Genomic DNA, 14,422 nt, shown 5'->3' with positions numbered 1-14,422 from the left:
GCCGACAATCCGCGGCAAGCGGCAGGTCCCCTGCGCTTGAGCCGTATATGGTCTCCTCCCGTTTTGCAAGACGTTGTACCAAACTTCGACAGGGACAGGATTGCGCTCGTATATCCGGCCTGTTTGTGAGGCTTTTTGCGCCTCTGGCCTCGATGAGATCTGCGCGTATCGTCCTAATCGCCCTAGCGGCTTGTCCCAGCCTACGGCTCAAGCAGGTTTTCGATACGCCGGTCTGACCTGTTTGTCATCGCTCGCCACAGCGTCTTCGCAATCGTCGGCAGGCTAACTCTCCAAATCGTTCCTCGCGGGCCCTGCCCGCCTTCAGACCGGGCGGTAATCCGCCCGGTATTCCGTCTTGTTCCTCAATACCGCCCACCCCATCCGGGCCATCTTGTTGGCCAGCGCCACCACCGCCTTGTTGTAGCCGCGCTCCGCCCGGATCCGGTTGATCCAGCGGCTGAGCCGGTCATCCTTCCCCGCCGCCGCCTTCACCACCGACCGCGCTCCATGCACCAGCAGACTGCGCAGATAGCCGTCTCCCCGCTTGCTGATCCCCTGCAGCCGTTCCTTCCCTCCGCTACTGTGTTGGCGGGGCACCAGACCCAGGGATGCGGACACATCCCGTCCCCGCCGCCAGGCCCGGCCGTCGCCGATCTGGCTGTAGAAAACCGGCGCCACCACCGGCCCGTAACCCGGGATCGCCCGCAGCCGCTTCACCGCCTCGTTCCGGCGGCTGTAGCCTTCCAGTTCCCGGGTGTAAAACGCAATGTGCGCGTCCAGCTCCTGAAACCGCCGGTAACTCTCCCACAACAGCTGCCGAAACCACTCGCTCAGGCCATTCTCCGCCTCCGACAGCACCTCCGGCAGGCGACGCCGCAGCGTATTCACCCCCTTGGGCAGAACAATCCCGTATTCCCCCAGCAGACCCCGTATCTGGTTGACCAGCGCCGTGCGGTCCGCAAGACAGCGCTCGCGCAGACGGTGCAGCGCCTGGATGTCCTGCTGCTCCGGTGTCTTCACCGACACAAACCGCATTTCCGGCCGCACCACCGCTTCGGCTATCGCCAGCGCGTCGTTGTAATCGTGCTTGTTCCCCCGCACAAACGGCTTCACGTACTGCGGCGGAATCAGCTTCACCTCGTGGCCCAGTGCCTGCAGCTCCCGCGCCCAGTAGTGGGCGCTCGCGCAGGCTTCCATCCCCACCAGGACCGGCTCCAGGTTCGCAAAATACGCCAGCACCTGCCCTCGCCTCAGCATCCGCTTGCGCACCACCTTGCCCCGCTCGTCGCAGCACACCACGTGAAACACGTGCTTTGCCAAATCCAGTCCAACCGTCGTAATCTTGCTCATGGTCTCCTCCTCCTTCTTCGATGGATGGTGAAGTGCTTCCATCTTGGCGCATCGTGACGCCGTTTTTAAGGGGGGGAGGAGACCATCTCATCGCCCTACGGGCGGGTGCCAAAACCGTTCTGCCGCCAGGCCTCGTAGATCACCACCGCCGCGGTGTTGGCGAGGTTGAGGCTGCGGCTTTCGGGTTTCATGGGCAGGCGCAGCAGGTCGTCGCCCAACGCATCGCGGATCGATGCCGGCAGACCACGGGTCTCGGGGCCGAGCAGGAAAGCGTCGCCGGGCTCGAAGGCCGCCTCGAACAGGCTGCGCCGGCCGCGGGTGGAGAGCCCGAACAGCCGCCGCGGCTTCACCCCGGCCATGAAGGCCTCGAGGGTATCGTGCACGGCCACCTCGGCGTATTCGTGATAGTCGAGCCCTGCCCGGCGCAGTCGCCGGTCGTCCATCTCGAACCCCAGCGGACGGATCAGGTGCAGGCGCGCGCCCGTATTGGCGCACAGCCGGATGATGTTGCCGGTATTGGCCGGGATTTCGGGCTGGAAAAGCACCAGATGAAACATGGCGCCAGCCTAAAGGTAAACGCGGCGCAACGAAAGCCTGGCCGGATGACCAACCTCCGAAATTATCGACCCACGCACGAGCCATGCACTGAGCCCTCAAGGCCGGAGGGGTGTTTCGTGACCCGCCGTGAATACATCCCTGTAGGCTCTACGGCCGCATCCCTGCGGCCGAAGGTCACGAAACACCCCTCCGGCCTTGAGGGCGGACCACATTTTTTGCAAACCCCTAAATGGGGTATTCCGCTTCCCTTTGCTCTTGCATCCTGTCTCTTGTATCTTCACACCCCATGATCACCCCCGAAGACGAATCCCTCCTGCGCACCGAGTTTTGCGGCCTGGATTTCGCCTCGCCCATCGTGCTGCTCTCCGGCTGCGTGGGCTTCGGCGAGGAATACACCCGGGTGGCCGGCTTCTCCAACACCGACGTGGGCGCGATCTGCCTCAAGGGCACCACTCTCGAGCCACGTCCGGGCAATCCCCCCCACCGGGTATTCGAAACCCCCATGGGCATGCTCAACGCCATCGGCCTGCAGAATCCCGGGGTGGACGTGGTGGTGAACGAGATCCTGCCGCAGCTCGACTTCGCCGAGACCCGCTTCATCGCCAACATCTCCGGCTCCACCGTGGAGGAATACCGCGAAGTGGCCCGGCGCTTCGACGACTCGCCCATCGACGCCATGGAGATCAACATCTCCTGCCCCAACGTGAAGGAGGGCGGGGTGGCCTTCGGCAACGATCCCGACATGTCGGCGCGGGTGGTGGAGGCCTGCCGCGAGGTGACCGAAAAGCCGCTCATCACCAAGCTCTCGCCCAACCAGACCGACATCGCCGAGAACGCCCGCCGCTGCATCGAGGCCGGCACCGACGCCTTCGCGGTGATCAACACCCTGATGGGCATGGCCATCGACATCGAATCGCGCAGCCCCGTGATCGGCAACAACCAGGGTGGCCTCTCGGGCCCGGCCATCAAGCCGGTGGCCCTGCTCAAGACCCACCAGGTCTGGCAGGTGGCGCACCCCCACGCCGTGCCCATCATCGGCCAGGGCGGCATCAGCTCGGCCGAGGACGCCATCGAGTTCCTGATCGCCGGCGCCTCGGCGGTGGGGGTGGGCACCGCGCTGTTCTACGATCCGCTGATCTGCCCGAAGATCAACGCCGGCATCGCCGACTACCTGCGCCGCCACGAAATGAGCAACGTGGCCCAGCTCACCGGCTCGCTGGTGCTCAACGAGCGCCGGGCCTGTGGCTGCTGAAAAAAGTAAAGGCACGCCCCGTTGCGCCGATATTTATGTCTTAAAATGGTTTTGACACGGTTTTTCGCAGGAGCGGCGCAAGCCGCGAAAACGCCTTTCATCGCGGCTTGCGCCGCTCCTGCGGGAGAGGATCTGCAAATTTCGGTCAGAACAACCACCGCAATGACTGATTGGCTGACATAGACATGGCGACAGCACCGCGCAGGAAAGTCCGCCTCGGTGATCTGCTGGTGGAAAGCGGCGTGATCACCAACGAGCAGCTCATGCAGGCCCTCGCCACCCAGAAGCAGAGCGGCCAGAAGCTGGGCCGCACCCTGGTGGATCTGGGCTACGTCACCGAGGACCGCCTGCTGGAAGTGCTCTCCGAGCAGTTGCGCGTGCCCCTCGTGGATCTGCGCCACTATCATTACGACCCGGACACGGTGCGCCTGATCCCCGAGACCATGGCCCGCCGCTACCGGGTCATCGCCCTCAAGCAGAACCCCGACGGCAGCCTGCTGGTGGGCATGGCCGATCCCACCGACATCTTCGCCTACGACGAACTCTCCCGCCAGCTCAGGCGCCACATCCAGCCCGCCGTGGTGCGCGAGGCGGATCTGCTCTCGGCCATCGACAAGGTCTACCGGCGCACCGAGGAGATCACCTCCCTGGCCGAGGAACTGGGCGAGGAACTGGGCGAATCGGACATCGATCTGGAACGCCTGGTGCAGACCGAGGACGTGGCCAACGCGCCCATCGTCAAGCTGCTGCAGAGCCTGTTCGAGGACGCGGTGCAGATCGGCGCCTCCGACATCCACATCGAGCCGGACGAGAGCGTGCTGCGCATCCGCCAGCGGGTGGACGGGGTGTTGCAGGAACAGGTGATGAAGGAGAAGCGCATCGCCACCGCCCTGGTCTCGCGCCTCAAGCTGATGGCCGGCCTCAACATCTCCGAGCGCCGCGTGCCCCAGGACGGGCGCTTCAACATCCGCGTGCGCAACCACTCCATCGACGTGCGCCTGTCCACCATGCCCATCCAGTACGGCGAATCGGTGGTCATGCGCCTGCTGGATCAGTCCTCGGGCCTGCTGGCCCTGGAGCACCTGGGCATGGACGCCGGCCTGCTGCACCACTTCCGGCGCAACATCCACCGACCGCACGGCATGGTGCTGGTCACCGGCCCCACCGGCTCGGGCAAGACCACCACCCTCTACGCCGCCCTCTCCGAGCTCAACCAGCCGGAGAAGAAGATCATCACCGTCGAGGACCCGGTGGAATACCGTCTGCCGCGCATCAACCAGGTGCAGGTCAATCCGCAGATCGAGCTGACCTTCGCCCGCGTGCTGCGCACCGCCCTGCGCCAGGACCCGGACATCGTGATGGTGGGCGAGATGCGCGACCAGGAAACCACCACCATCGGCCTGCGCGCCTCCATCACCGGCCACCTGGTGCTCTCCACCCTGCACACCAACGACGCCATCGCCACCGTCAACCGCCTGCTGGACATGGGCGCCGAGGGCTACCTGGTGGCCACCGCCCTGCGCGCCGTGCTGGCCCAGCGCCTGGTGCGCCGGATCTGCGAAAGCTGCAAGATGCTCCACACCCCCGACGCCCAGGAACGGGCCTGGCTGCACGCCCTGGCCGGCGAGCGCGAATTCGGCACCTTCCACAAAGGCATCGGCTGCTCCCACTGCAACAACACCGGCTACAGCGGCCGGGTGGGGGTGTTCGAGTTCCTCGAGCTGGACGAGGCCATGGCCGACGCCCTGCGCCGCGAGGACACCGCCCGCTTCGCCGTGCTGGCAAAGGAGAGCCCCGGCTTCCGGCCCTTCTGGCACCAGGCCCTGGAGCTGGCCGAATCCGGCGTCACCACCATCGACGAAGTGATGCGGATCACCGGCACGGTGGAGGAAGACGTGGCCGATCTGCTGGCCGGGGCCGGAGACTGAGCCCGTGGCCTGGTACGCCTACCGAGGGCGCGACCGCCGCGGCGAGGCCGTCAGCGGCCAGGTGGAAGCGGCCAGCGCCGAGGCCCTGGCCGCCGAGCTGCAGAACGCCGGCATCATCCCCGTGGACATCCGCGAAGCCCCGCCGCCCGCCGAGGCCGGCGCCTTCCTGCGCCGCCTGCGCGAACGCAGGCCGGGGCTGACCGACCTCATCCAGTTCGCCCGCCAGCTCCACACCCTGCTGCGGGCCGGGGTGCCCATCATCCGCGCCCTGCAGGGCCTGGCCGACAACATCGACAACCCGGCCTTCGCCCGCCTGCTGCGCGAGGTGGTGGTGGATCTGGAAAGCGGCCACGATCTGGCCACCGCCCTGTCCCGTCACCCCGACGTGTTCAACGATCTGTTCGTCAGCCTGGTGCGCGTGGGCGAGCAGACCGGCCGCCTCGACGACGCCCTGCTGCGCCTCGCCTTCTACCTGGAACGGGAGAAGGACACCCGCGACCGCATCAAGTCGGCCCTGCGCTATCCCCTGTTCGTGATCACCGCCATCGTGGTGGCGATGATCATCATCAACCTCTTCGTGATCCCCACCTTCGCCCGGATCTTCGAGAAGTTCCAAGCCGAACTGCCCTGGCAGACCCAGCTTCTGCTCACCGTCTCCAACTTCATGATCGCCTGGAAGTGGTGGCTCCTGGGCGGCGGCGCCGCCGCGCTCCTGGCCCTGCGCCAGTACGTGAAGACCCCGGCCGGCCGCCGCATCTGGGACCGCTTCAAGCTGCGCCTGCCCATCATCGGGCGGATCCTGCACGAGAGCCTGATGGCCCGCTTCGCCAGCGCCTTCGCCATGACCCTGCGCTCGGGCGTGCCCCTGCTGCAGGGCATCACCGTGGTCAGCCGGGCGGTGGACAACACCTGGGTGGAGCAGCACATCCTGCGCATGCGCGGCGGCATCGAACTGGGCGAATCCCTCACCCGCACCGCCGCCGGCACCGGCATGTTCACCCCGCTGGTGCTGCAGATGATCGCGGTGGGCGAGGAGACCGGCGCGGTGGACGAGATGCTCGAGAACGTGGCCGAGTTCTACGACCGCGAGGTGGACTACCAGCTCAAGAACCTCTCCGCGGCCATCGAGCCCATCCTGATCATCGTCATCGGTGTGATGGTGCTGATCCTGGCCCTGGGCGTGTTCCTGCCCATGTGGGACCTGGCCCAGGTGGTCAAGGGGCCGCAGTAGGCCCTCCCGCCGACGAGCGGGGCGGGTTTTCGCACGGACGGCACCGATCTAATACCAATTTCGTATATCCAGATATAGACATCACCTCAACAAACGGCTATAAATCATTGTGCGTTCTGGAAATCGCCAATCCCGCCGGCACGGAGGCTTCACGCTGTTCGAGCTGATCGTGGTGATCGGCATCATCAGCGTGCTGTTCGTCTTCGCCGCCGATCGGCTGATGAAGCTGGCGGTGCAGGCGGAGCGGGCCCAGGTGCAGCAGACCATCGGCACGCTCAAGAGCGCCCTGGCCATGGAGATCGCCGCCCACGTGGCCCGCGACACGATTCCGGAACTGGTGAAATGGATCGGCGCCAACCCCATGGATCTGCTGGCCGACCCGCCGAAGAGCTACCTCGGCGCGCTGGAGAGGCCGGATCCGGCCGGCATCGAGGGCGGCCACTGGTACTTCGATCGCCGGCAGGGGCTCCTGGTGTACCGGGTGTTCAACGAACGGGAATTCGACACCCCCCTGCCGGGCCCGAAACGGATCCGCTGGCGCCTCAAACCGGTGTACGAGGATCGCAACGGCAACCAGCGCTTCGACCCGGGCCGCGACGCGCTGGTGGGCCTGCGCCTGGCCGCACAAGAAAAATTCAAGTGGCGGGCGAAACCGGTCGATATACCGGCATGGACGACAAAACCCTGAGGATTCAACACGTTTCCGGGGCAGATTTCCCGGGCGACGGAATTCCGACAACAACATTGAAAGAGGCAAACGACATGCAAAACCGGCAACAAGGCTTCACCCTCATCGAACTGGTGGTGGTCATCGTCATCCTCGGCCTGCTGGCCGCCACCGCCCTGCCCAAGTTCATCGACGTGACCAAAGACGCGCGCATCGCCAGCATGCAGGGCGTCGCCGGCGGGCTGCGTGGCGCCGCCGCGCTCGCGCGTTCACAATATCTCGTCAACGGCAATACCAGCGCAACCATTATCACGCTTCCGGATGGATCCACAACTGTGGACGTGCTCGATGAAGTCAATAATCGCGGTTTTGGAGGACGTCCTGAATCCACGAACACTGGAATCGGCAGGATGATGCCCGATCCTGCTGAATATACCGTGGATTACGCGAATAGCCCAGGCACCACTGATGCTTTGCGATATTACCCGAAGGGTATTACAACCGGTTCCAACTGTTATGTCTCTTATACTCCCAATAATTTAGAACCCGTCTCGGTTGTAACAACCGATTGCTAAATGCAGCTGTAATGAAGAAATCATTTCTATGCTAAGGGCGGCTGCGGCCGCCCTTTCTCATGATGGGTGACCGTACATTTCCGGAATCGAGTCACGCCATCGGCGGCTTCACCCTGGTGGAGCTGATCGTTGTGCTGCTCATCGTCGGCATCCTGGCCGCCTATGCCCTGCCGCGCTTCATCGGCCCCGGCGCCAGCGAGGCGATCACGGCGCGGGATACGATCCTGATGGCGGCGCGGCGGGCGCAGCAGCTGGCCATGAACCAGGGCACCGGCGCCGGGGTGCAGCTGGTGACCAATAATACGACCCATGAAGTGCGCATCGAATACACCGACGGCACGCTGCAGGTGTTGCGTTTTGCCCTGCCCGCCGGCGTCACCGTTGCCTCGGTCACGGTCGGTTACGACGGGCTGGGCAACGCCCCGGCCACCACCATCGCCGTTGCCGGCGCCGGCAGCGTGTGCATCGAGACCACGGGGTATGCCCGCCGATGCTGAGGCCGGACCGACAGCGCGGATTCACCCTGGTGGAGCTGATCGTCTTCATCGTGGTGGTGGGGCTGGCCGTGACCGGGGTGGTGCTGGTGATCAACCGCACCGTGACCCAGGCGCCACAGGCCCTGATCCAGACCCGGGCCCTGGAGATTGCCCAGGCCTATCTGGACGAGATCGCCACCCGCCGCTACGACGAGAACACGGGGCAGGGCGGGGTGCCGCGCTGCGACAGCAGCGATCCCGGCGCGCAACCCTGTTCGAACGTGCTCGGCCCCGAAGGCGAGACCCGCGCCACCTTCGACGACGTGGACGACTATCACGGCCTGGACGACAGCCCGCCGGTGGACGTGGCGGGCAATCCCTTCCCCGGTTACGACGGTTACCGGGTGCAGGTGAGCGTGGTCTATGCCGGCAGCGAGCTGGGCCTGGCCTCCGATCGCCTCGCCAAGCGGGTGACCCTGACCGTCACCACGCCGCTCGGCAATGCCATTCCCGTGAGCTTCTACCGGGGGAACTTCTGATGCGCCGGGCCAGAGGTTTCAGTCTCGTCGAGCTGATCGTGGTGATCCTGATCCTGGGCATCGTCAGCGCCGGCACGGCCATCTACATCGTGCACGGCATGCAGGCCTACACCGACACGGTGCGCCGCGACCGCCTCACCGCCACCGCCCGCGCCGCCACCGAGCGGGTGGTGCGCGAGCTGCGCAACGCCCTGCCCAACAGCATCCGCCTGGCGACCGATGCCGGCGTGGCCTGCATCGAGTTCATCCCTGTGGACAGCGCCAGCGCCTATCTGGAAGACCTAGCGCCCCAGGGTAGCCTTAGCGCCTTCAACGCCGTTCCCTACGCGCCGCCGCCGGCCGGCAACCGTTACGTGGTGGTCTATCCCTACGCCACCGCACCGCTCTACGCCGCGGCCAATCCGGGGCCGGTGGCCGCCTACGATCCGGCCTCCAATGCCGCTGCCGGCGAAGTGCGCCTGGCCGGCGCCCACACCTTCGCCCACGACTCGTCGCGCCGCCGCTTCTTCCTCACCGGCGCGCCGGTCAGCTTCTGCATCGACGGCGCCAGCGGCCGGCTGGAGCGCTACACGGGCTACGGCTTCACCGCCCTCCCCGCCGCCCCACCCGCGGCCACCCCGTCGCTGCTCGCCGAGCACCTGCAACTGGTGGACGGCGGCGCCGCCGTCGTGCCTTTTGCCTGGGATCCGGGCAGCCTGACCCGTGCCGGTGTCGTCACCCTCGATTTCCGTTTCATAGAGGAGGGGGAGTGGGTGCGGCTCAGACAGGAGGTGCAGATCCGCAATGCGCCGTGAATCACCCCAAACCTCCCGCATCGGTTTCGGAGGGAACGCGCCCACCCGCAGGGTGCGCTCGCGCAGCAGCGCACCAAATATTAATCGTCTCAAAATGGTTTTGACACAAATGGTTCAATGTAGGAGCGGCGCAAGCCGCGAAAACGGATCCCTTCGCGGCTTGCGCCGCTCCTACAGGATAGGACCTGTAAATTCTGGTCAGAACAATTATGAGACGCTTAATAAGCGCCAATCCGGTTTCGGCCTGCCTCTGGCCATCTTCATCATTACCGTGCTGGCCCTGATCGGCGCGGCCATGGTGGCGCTCACCCGCACGGGCCAGGAATCGGTGGCCTCGGAAATCCAGTCGATTCGCGCCTTCTACGCCGCCGAGAGCGGCGCCCAGATCGCCCTGACCGCCGTGCTGCCCCTTTCCGGCGGCAGCATCGGCGTGGCCGGCTGCAACGCCCTGAACGTGAACCCCGCCTTCACGGCACCGGGCCTCGAAGGCTGCACCGCCAGCGTCACCTGCAGCGGCCGCACTGTGGACGGTCACGACTACTACACCCTCACCAGCGAAGGCGAATGCCGCTTCGGCAACAGCAGCAGCACCGCACGGCGGCGTATCGAGGTGATGGTGAAAGGTCCGTGAATGGCTACCGTTCATCGGAAAACCGCAACCTCCGGCCCGGAAATGACGTAATAAAAAAGCATGAGCCGCCCCGCCCGACAATCGGCACACCCCGTCCCATATCGGCTCCTGTGGCAGGCTGGCCTGCTGCTGATCGCCCTGCTTGCCTCCCCCCTGACCCGGGCCGCCCCCGGCGACATCCTCTTCAGTGACGATTTCGAACGCAACAGTCTCGGTCCCGACTGGAGCGTGTCGGCCAACGGCGGGGATGCCGGCATTGGCAGTGACACGGCCAACAGTCCCTCCCGGTCACTCTATACCCGCTGGGGCCAGGTCCAGGTCACCAGTCGTGTCATTGATCTCTCTGCGGTTCCTGCAGCTGATTTGACGCTTTGGATCCGCCGTGGTGATGACGACTTCAGTGATGATCCAGACCGTGGTGAGGATTTGCTGGTGCAATATCTGGGCGATGACGGTATCTGGTATCAACTGGGCCGCTATGCCGGCAACGGCACACCCGGCGAAATTTTTCAGCCCGTTTTCGGGCTACCCTTCAATGCCTTTCATGCGGCTTTTCAAATTCGGATCGTACAAACCGATGGCGATGGCGACAATTGGGACTACTGGCATATTGACGACATTACCCTCACAGAAACGGCTCCGTCGGCCACTCTCCCAGCCAATTGCGCCAATGGATTGTTCGGTGACGATTTTGAACGCTCCGGTCTTGGATACAACTGGGTTATAACTGCCAATGGGGGTGATGCCGGCACAGGAACCTATACCGCCAATTCCGGATCACGAGCTCTCTATACTCGTTGGGATACCGTCGATGTCACAAGTCGCCCTGTGGATCTCACTGGACAAACCAATCTCTCCTTGAATATCTGGATAAGGCGCGGAAGTGACAGTTTTAGCGAAGACCCGGATGGAAACGAGAATCTTGTCCTTGAATATCTTACCAACAACAATACCTGGGTGGAACTCGAAACCTTCACTGGCAGAGGCAATCAGGGCCAAATATTTGACCGAAGCTATTTGTTGGCCACAAATGCCTATCACCCTGGTTTCCGCCTGCGAATTCGTCAAACCACTGGCTCTGGCCCCGATTTAGACTACTGGCACGTAGACGACGTGTGCATCGCGCCCTACACCCCGCCCGGTGCCTTTGCCTACTACATGATGGACGAATCCGCCTGGAACGGCACACCCGGCGAGGTTCGCGACAGCAGCGGCAACAACCACAACGGCACCGCCGCGGGAAGCGCGACCACCAACAACGTCAGCCCGGCCATTCCCGGCAATCCCGGCACCTGCGGCTATGGGGAATTTCCCTTCAACGATACCGTAACCCCGCAGGACGCGGTGGATACGGGCATCGACGTCAACGACGTCGGCAACCGGGGCACCATCAGTTTCTGGTACAAGAGTAACCAGGCGTGGATCGGCGGGGGAGACCGCCAACTCTTCGACGCTTCCGACGACCGCCTCAACAACCCCATTTTCGGCCCTTTATCCAATAACAAGTATTTCTTTCTCGTGTTGCGCAACAACGGCCGCCTGCGCTTCGCGTTGGAAGATACTGCCGACAACGATTTCCAGGTGGAGACCGGCACGCTCAACCGTGCCGCGGATGAATGGGTCTATATCACCGTCACCTGGGATCTGCCAGCCGATCGCATGGCCATCTATGTAAACGGTTCTCTCGATGAAGACGAAGGCATCAACAGCAACGGCCAACTCGGCGACGTGACCACCCTCTACCTGGGCGACAACCGGAGCAGCTATCTGGTCTCCGGCGCCACGCGCAACTCCGCCGACGGATCCATCGACGAAGTCCGGATCTACGATTTCGTTCTCAGCCAGGCCCAGATCCAGGCCGACATGAACGCCACCCACCCCTGCGGCACACTGAATCACTTCCGCATCGAGCACGACGGCACCGCGCTGACCTGCCAGCCCGAGGCGGTGACCATTCGCGCCTGCGCCGATCCGGGCTGCAACACCCTCTACACCGATCCGGTGTCGGTCACGCTCAGCCCCACCGGCTGGGTGGGCGGCGACACCCAGTCTTTCAGCGGCGGCGTTGGCACCTTCGAATTGCGCCACACCACGCCGGGCACGGTGACGCTGGGGATCAGCAGTTCCACCCCGCTGCCCGCCGCCGCCACCGAATGCCTGAACACCGCCACCAGCGGCGCGAGCTGCGATCTGACCTTTTACGACAGCGGCTTCGTCTACAGCATTCCGACCCAGACGTCCTGCGCCGTGTCGGCCCCCGTCACCATCGCCGCGGTGCGCAAGGATCTGACCAGCCAGCGCTGCGTGCCGGCCTTCGCCAACCGCACCGCCGACGTGAACTTCTGGACCACCTACGTGGATCCGGCCACCGGCACGCGGCAGCTCACCCTCAACAACGGCAGCGCCGACACGCTGCTGCCCACCGCCTCCCCCGGCACGGCCGTGCCACTGGCCTTCGACGCCAATGGCGAGGCCACCGTCACCGTGCAATACCCGGATGCCGGTCGCCTGTCCCTCAACAGCCAGTTCACCGGCAGCGGCGCCGAGAGCGGGCTGGTGATGACCGGCAGCGCCGACTTCGTGACCAAACCCGCCCGCTTCGTGGTCCAGAGCCCGGATCTCAATGCCGACTGCCCCAGCGGCGATGCCACCTGCTCGGTGTTCCGCGCCGCCGGTGACGCCTTCAACCTGACGGTGCGCGCCGCCTGCGCCGATGGCACGGTGACGCCCAACTTCGCCCACGACAACATCGGCATCCAGCACAACCTGGTGGCCCCCGCCGCGGGCAGCCCGGGCAGCATCGCCGTCACCAACACCGCCATCACCGCTGCCGACAACGGCCAGACCACCATCACCAACCAGTCGGTCAGCGAAGTGGGGGTCTTCTCCTTCACCGCCCAGCTCGGCACGCCCTGGCTGGGGGAGACGACGATCGGCGATGCCGCCAGCAACACCAGCCCCAACATCGGACGCTTCACCCCGGCCTGGTTCGACGTCTCACGGGTCAACGGCTGTGACGCCGGGAACTTCACCTACTCCGGCCAACCCTTTGTGGTCACCGCCACGGCCTACAACAGCGCCGGCAACATCACCGGCAACTATGCCGCGGCCCTGGGCTTCGCCTTCGACACCACCATCTCCGATGCGGGCGACACCACCAACTTCACCAACAACCTGATCCCCGCCGCCAGCTTCGGCGCCGGGATCGGCACCCGCAGCGACGTGACCTACACCTTCCCGTCGCCCCTCACCGCCCCGGCCACCCTGACCCTGCGCGCCACCGACAGCGACGGGATCAGCTCCCTCGGCCACCAGGAACCGGCCACCGACATCCACAGCGGGCGGGTGCGCATGGCCAACGCCTTCGGCTCCGAGCTGCTGGATCTGGCCGTGCCCATGCGCGTCGAGCACTATGACGGCAGCGCCTTCGTCGACTTCCCCAGCGACACCTGCAGCCTGGCCACCCTGACCCTGAGCAAGGTGGATGGCACCCTCAGCGTCGGCACCGGCGCCAACGCCGGCGAGACCTGCATCCGCGACGACGACGGCGAAAGCGGAAGCGCCAACTGCTCCGATCCCTCGCAACTCCCGGGGCCCGTCACCGAGCAGTTCACGGAACCACCGGTGAACGCCTCCTTCAATCTCTGGCTCAAGGCGCCCGGCCAGAACTTCACCGGCAGCGTGGACGTGAACGCCACCGTCGACAACTGGCTGCGCTTCGACTGGAACGGCGACGGCGCCCCCGACGACCCGACTGCCCGCGCCACCTTCGGGATCTACCGGGGGGACGATCGGATCATCTACTGGCGGGAGCGGTTCGACTGAGGATCTGTCGCGGCTTGCGCCGCTCCTACAGGAGCAGGAGTTGATCCTGATATGTCGGATTAATCCTGTAGGAGCGGCGCAAGCCGCGAACAAACACTCTTGAAACACCCGCTGCCACCCCCACATCTCCTGCATCCCCAATCTTTCGCTTCCCAACCCAAGGAGAAGACCATGGCACGCACGCTGGACAGGAATCAGTGGGAGACCTATCTCGACAACGTGGCGAAACACCTCGGCGCCGAACTGGTGGAAATCGAGGTGGCCGGGCTCGACCTGGGCGATCAGATCGAAACCGAATGGGTGCCGCTGATCGGGATCAGCTACGATCCCAAGGACGACGTGGTCTCCGTGGCCGTGGAGGGCGCCGAACACCTGGTGCAGAAGCCCGCGGAGATCGTGGTCGAGGACAATGTGGACGGCCTGCACTGGATCGACATAAAGGACGGCGACGGCCACCAGCACATCGTGCGCCTGCGCACGCCGCTGGCCCTGCCGGCCGGGTAATGCACCACCCGGGGTAGGAGCGGCGCAAGCCGCGATGAACAGGGCCGAGGGACGAGTGGCGAGGGACGAGGCTATCGAAGCCAATCAACCAC

At 64.9% G+C, this 14,422-nt stretch carries 13 protein-coding genes; 11 read left to right on the top strand and 2 right to left on the bottom strand.

The window, feature by feature from the left end; all coding sequences use genetic code 11:
- Window positions 1-321 precede the first annotated feature (321 nt).
- Window positions 322-1,350 (bottom strand): IS110 family RNA-guided transposase, encoded by a 1,029-nt coding sequence (locus tag ACZ5BH_RS06155; RefSeq protein WP_464891200.1) that lies wholly within the window; start codon window positions 1,348-1,350, stop codon window positions 322-324.
- Window positions 1,351-1,445: 95 nt separating this feature from the next.
- Window positions 1,446-1,907, bottom strand: coding sequence for a tRNA (uridine(34)/cytosine(34)/5-carboxymethylaminomethyluridine(34)-2'-O)-methyltransferase TrmL (gene trmL, locus ACZ5BH_RS06150; RefSeq protein ID WP_464891037.1), 462 nt, complete (start codon window positions 1,905-1,907; stop codon window positions 1,446-1,448).
- 287 nt (window positions 1,908-2,194) lie between these two features.
- Here trmL and ACZ5BH_RS06145 point away from each other — a divergent pair, with 287 nt between their 5' ends.
- The 11 genes from ACZ5BH_RS06145 (at window position 2,195) to ACZ5BH_RS06095 (ending at window position 14,330) form a co-directional block, all read left to right on the top strand.
- A complete protein-coding gene (locus ACZ5BH_RS06145; protein ID WP_464891036.1) occupies window positions 2,195-3,160 on the top strand; it encodes a dihydroorotate dehydrogenase in 966 nt (321 codons plus the stop codon).
- Window positions 3,161-3,345: 185 nt separating this feature from the next.
- The gene (locus ACZ5BH_RS06140) at window positions 3,346-5,088 is read left to right on the top strand and encodes a GspE/PulE family protein (protein WP_464891035.1); all 1,743 of its coding nucleotides are present in this window, start codon (window positions 3,346-3,348) and stop codon (window positions 5,086-5,088) included.
- 4 nt (window positions 5,089-5,092) lie between these two features.
- On the top strand, window positions 5,093-6,319 hold the full coding sequence (locus tag ACZ5BH_RS06135; RefSeq protein ID WP_464891034.1) for a type II secretion system F family protein: 1,227 nt from the start codon (window positions 5,093-5,095) through the stop codon (window positions 6,317-6,319).
- A 109-nt stretch (window positions 6,320-6,428) separates the two neighbouring features.
- A complete protein-coding gene (locus ACZ5BH_RS06130; protein WP_464891033.1) occupies window positions 6,429-7,007 on the top strand; it encodes a type II secretion system protein in 579 nt (192 codons plus the stop codon).
- A complete protein-coding gene (locus ACZ5BH_RS06125) occupies window positions 6,989-7,561 on the top strand; it encodes a pilin (protein WP_464891032.1) in 573 nt (190 codons plus the stop codon). The genes ACZ5BH_RS06130 and ACZ5BH_RS06125 overlap by 19 nt, the downstream gene beginning before the upstream one ends.
- Window positions 7,562-7,620: 59 nt before the next feature.
- Window positions 7,621-8,058, top strand: coding sequence for a pilus assembly FimT family protein (locus tag ACZ5BH_RS06120; protein WP_464891031.1), 438 nt, complete (start codon window positions 7,621-7,623; stop codon window positions 8,056-8,058).
- The gene (locus ACZ5BH_RS06115) at window positions 8,052-8,576 is read left to right on the top strand and encodes a prepilin-type N-terminal cleavage/methylation domain-containing protein (RefSeq protein WP_464891030.1); all 525 of its coding nucleotides are present in this window, start codon (window positions 8,052-8,054) and stop codon (window positions 8,574-8,576) included. Before ACZ5BH_RS06120 ends, ACZ5BH_RS06115 begins: the two co-directional genes overlap by 7 nt.
- Window positions 8,576-9,370, top strand: coding sequence for a PilW family protein (locus tag ACZ5BH_RS06110; RefSeq protein WP_464891029.1), 795 nt, complete (start codon window positions 8,576-8,578; stop codon window positions 9,368-9,370). Before ACZ5BH_RS06115 ends, ACZ5BH_RS06110 begins: the two co-directional genes overlap by 1 nt.
- A gap of 160 nt (window positions 9,371-9,530) precedes the next feature.
- Window positions 9,531-10,001 carry a hypothetical protein gene (locus tag ACZ5BH_RS06105; protein WP_464891028.1) on the top strand — a complete coding sequence of 157 codons (471 nt, stop codon included), beginning with the start codon at window positions 9,531-9,533 and terminating at the stop codon, window positions 9,999-10,001.
- Between the two features lie 1,113 nt (window positions 10,002-11,114).
- Complete coding sequence (locus ACZ5BH_RS06100) at window positions 11,115-13,826, top strand: DUF6701 domain-containing protein (RefSeq protein WP_464891027.1); 2,712 nt, start codon at window positions 11,115-11,117, stop codon at window positions 13,824-13,826.
- 171 nt (window positions 13,827-13,997) lie between these two features.
- Entirely contained in the window at window positions 13,998-14,330 is a 333-nt protein-coding gene (locus ACZ5BH_RS06095; RefSeq protein ID WP_464891026.1) for a DUF5335 domain-containing protein, read from the top strand.
- Window positions 14,331-14,422: the final 92 nt, after the last annotated feature.

Source organism: Thioprofundum lithotrophicum (assembly GCF_055387065.1).
Note: the sequence above shows the minus strand (reverse complement) of the source record. Positions and strands in the feature narration are given on the sequence as shown.

Excerpts from the sequence above, each read along its gene's own strand:
- ACZ5BH_RS06155 (WP_464891200.1), bottom strand. The coding sequence starts at position 1,350 with ATGAGCAAGATTACGACGGTTGGACTGGATTTGGCAAAGCACGTGTTT.
- trmL (WP_464891037.1), bottom strand. The coding sequence starts at position 1,907 with ATGTTTCATCTGGTGCTTTTCCAGCCCGAAATCCCGGCCAATACCGGC.
- ACZ5BH_RS06145 (WP_464891036.1), top strand. The coding sequence starts at position 2,195 with ATGATCACCCCCGAAGACGAATCCCTCCTGCGCACCGAGTTTTGCGGC.
- ACZ5BH_RS06140 (WP_464891035.1), top strand. The coding sequence starts at position 3,346 with ATGGCGACAGCACCGCGCAGGAAAGTCCGCCTCGGTGATCTGCTGGTG.
- ACZ5BH_RS06125 (WP_464891032.1), top strand. The coding sequence starts at position 6,989 with ATGGACGACAAAACCCTGAGGATTCAACACGTTTCCGGGGCAGATTTC.
- ACZ5BH_RS06120 (WP_464891031.1), top strand. The coding sequence starts at position 7,621 with ATGATGGGTGACCGTACATTTCCGGAATCGAGTCACGCCATCGGCGGC.
- ACZ5BH_RS06115 (WP_464891030.1), top strand. The coding sequence starts at position 8,052 with ATGCTGAGGCCGGACCGACAGCGCGGATTCACCCTGGTGGAGCTGATC.
- ACZ5BH_RS06110 (WP_464891029.1), top strand. The coding sequence starts at position 8,576 with ATGCGCCGGGCCAGAGGTTTCAGTCTCGTCGAGCTGATCGTGGTGATC.
- ACZ5BH_RS06095 (WP_464891026.1), top strand. The coding sequence starts at position 13,998 with ATGGCACGCACGCTGGACAGGAATCAGTGGGAGACCTATCTCGACAAC.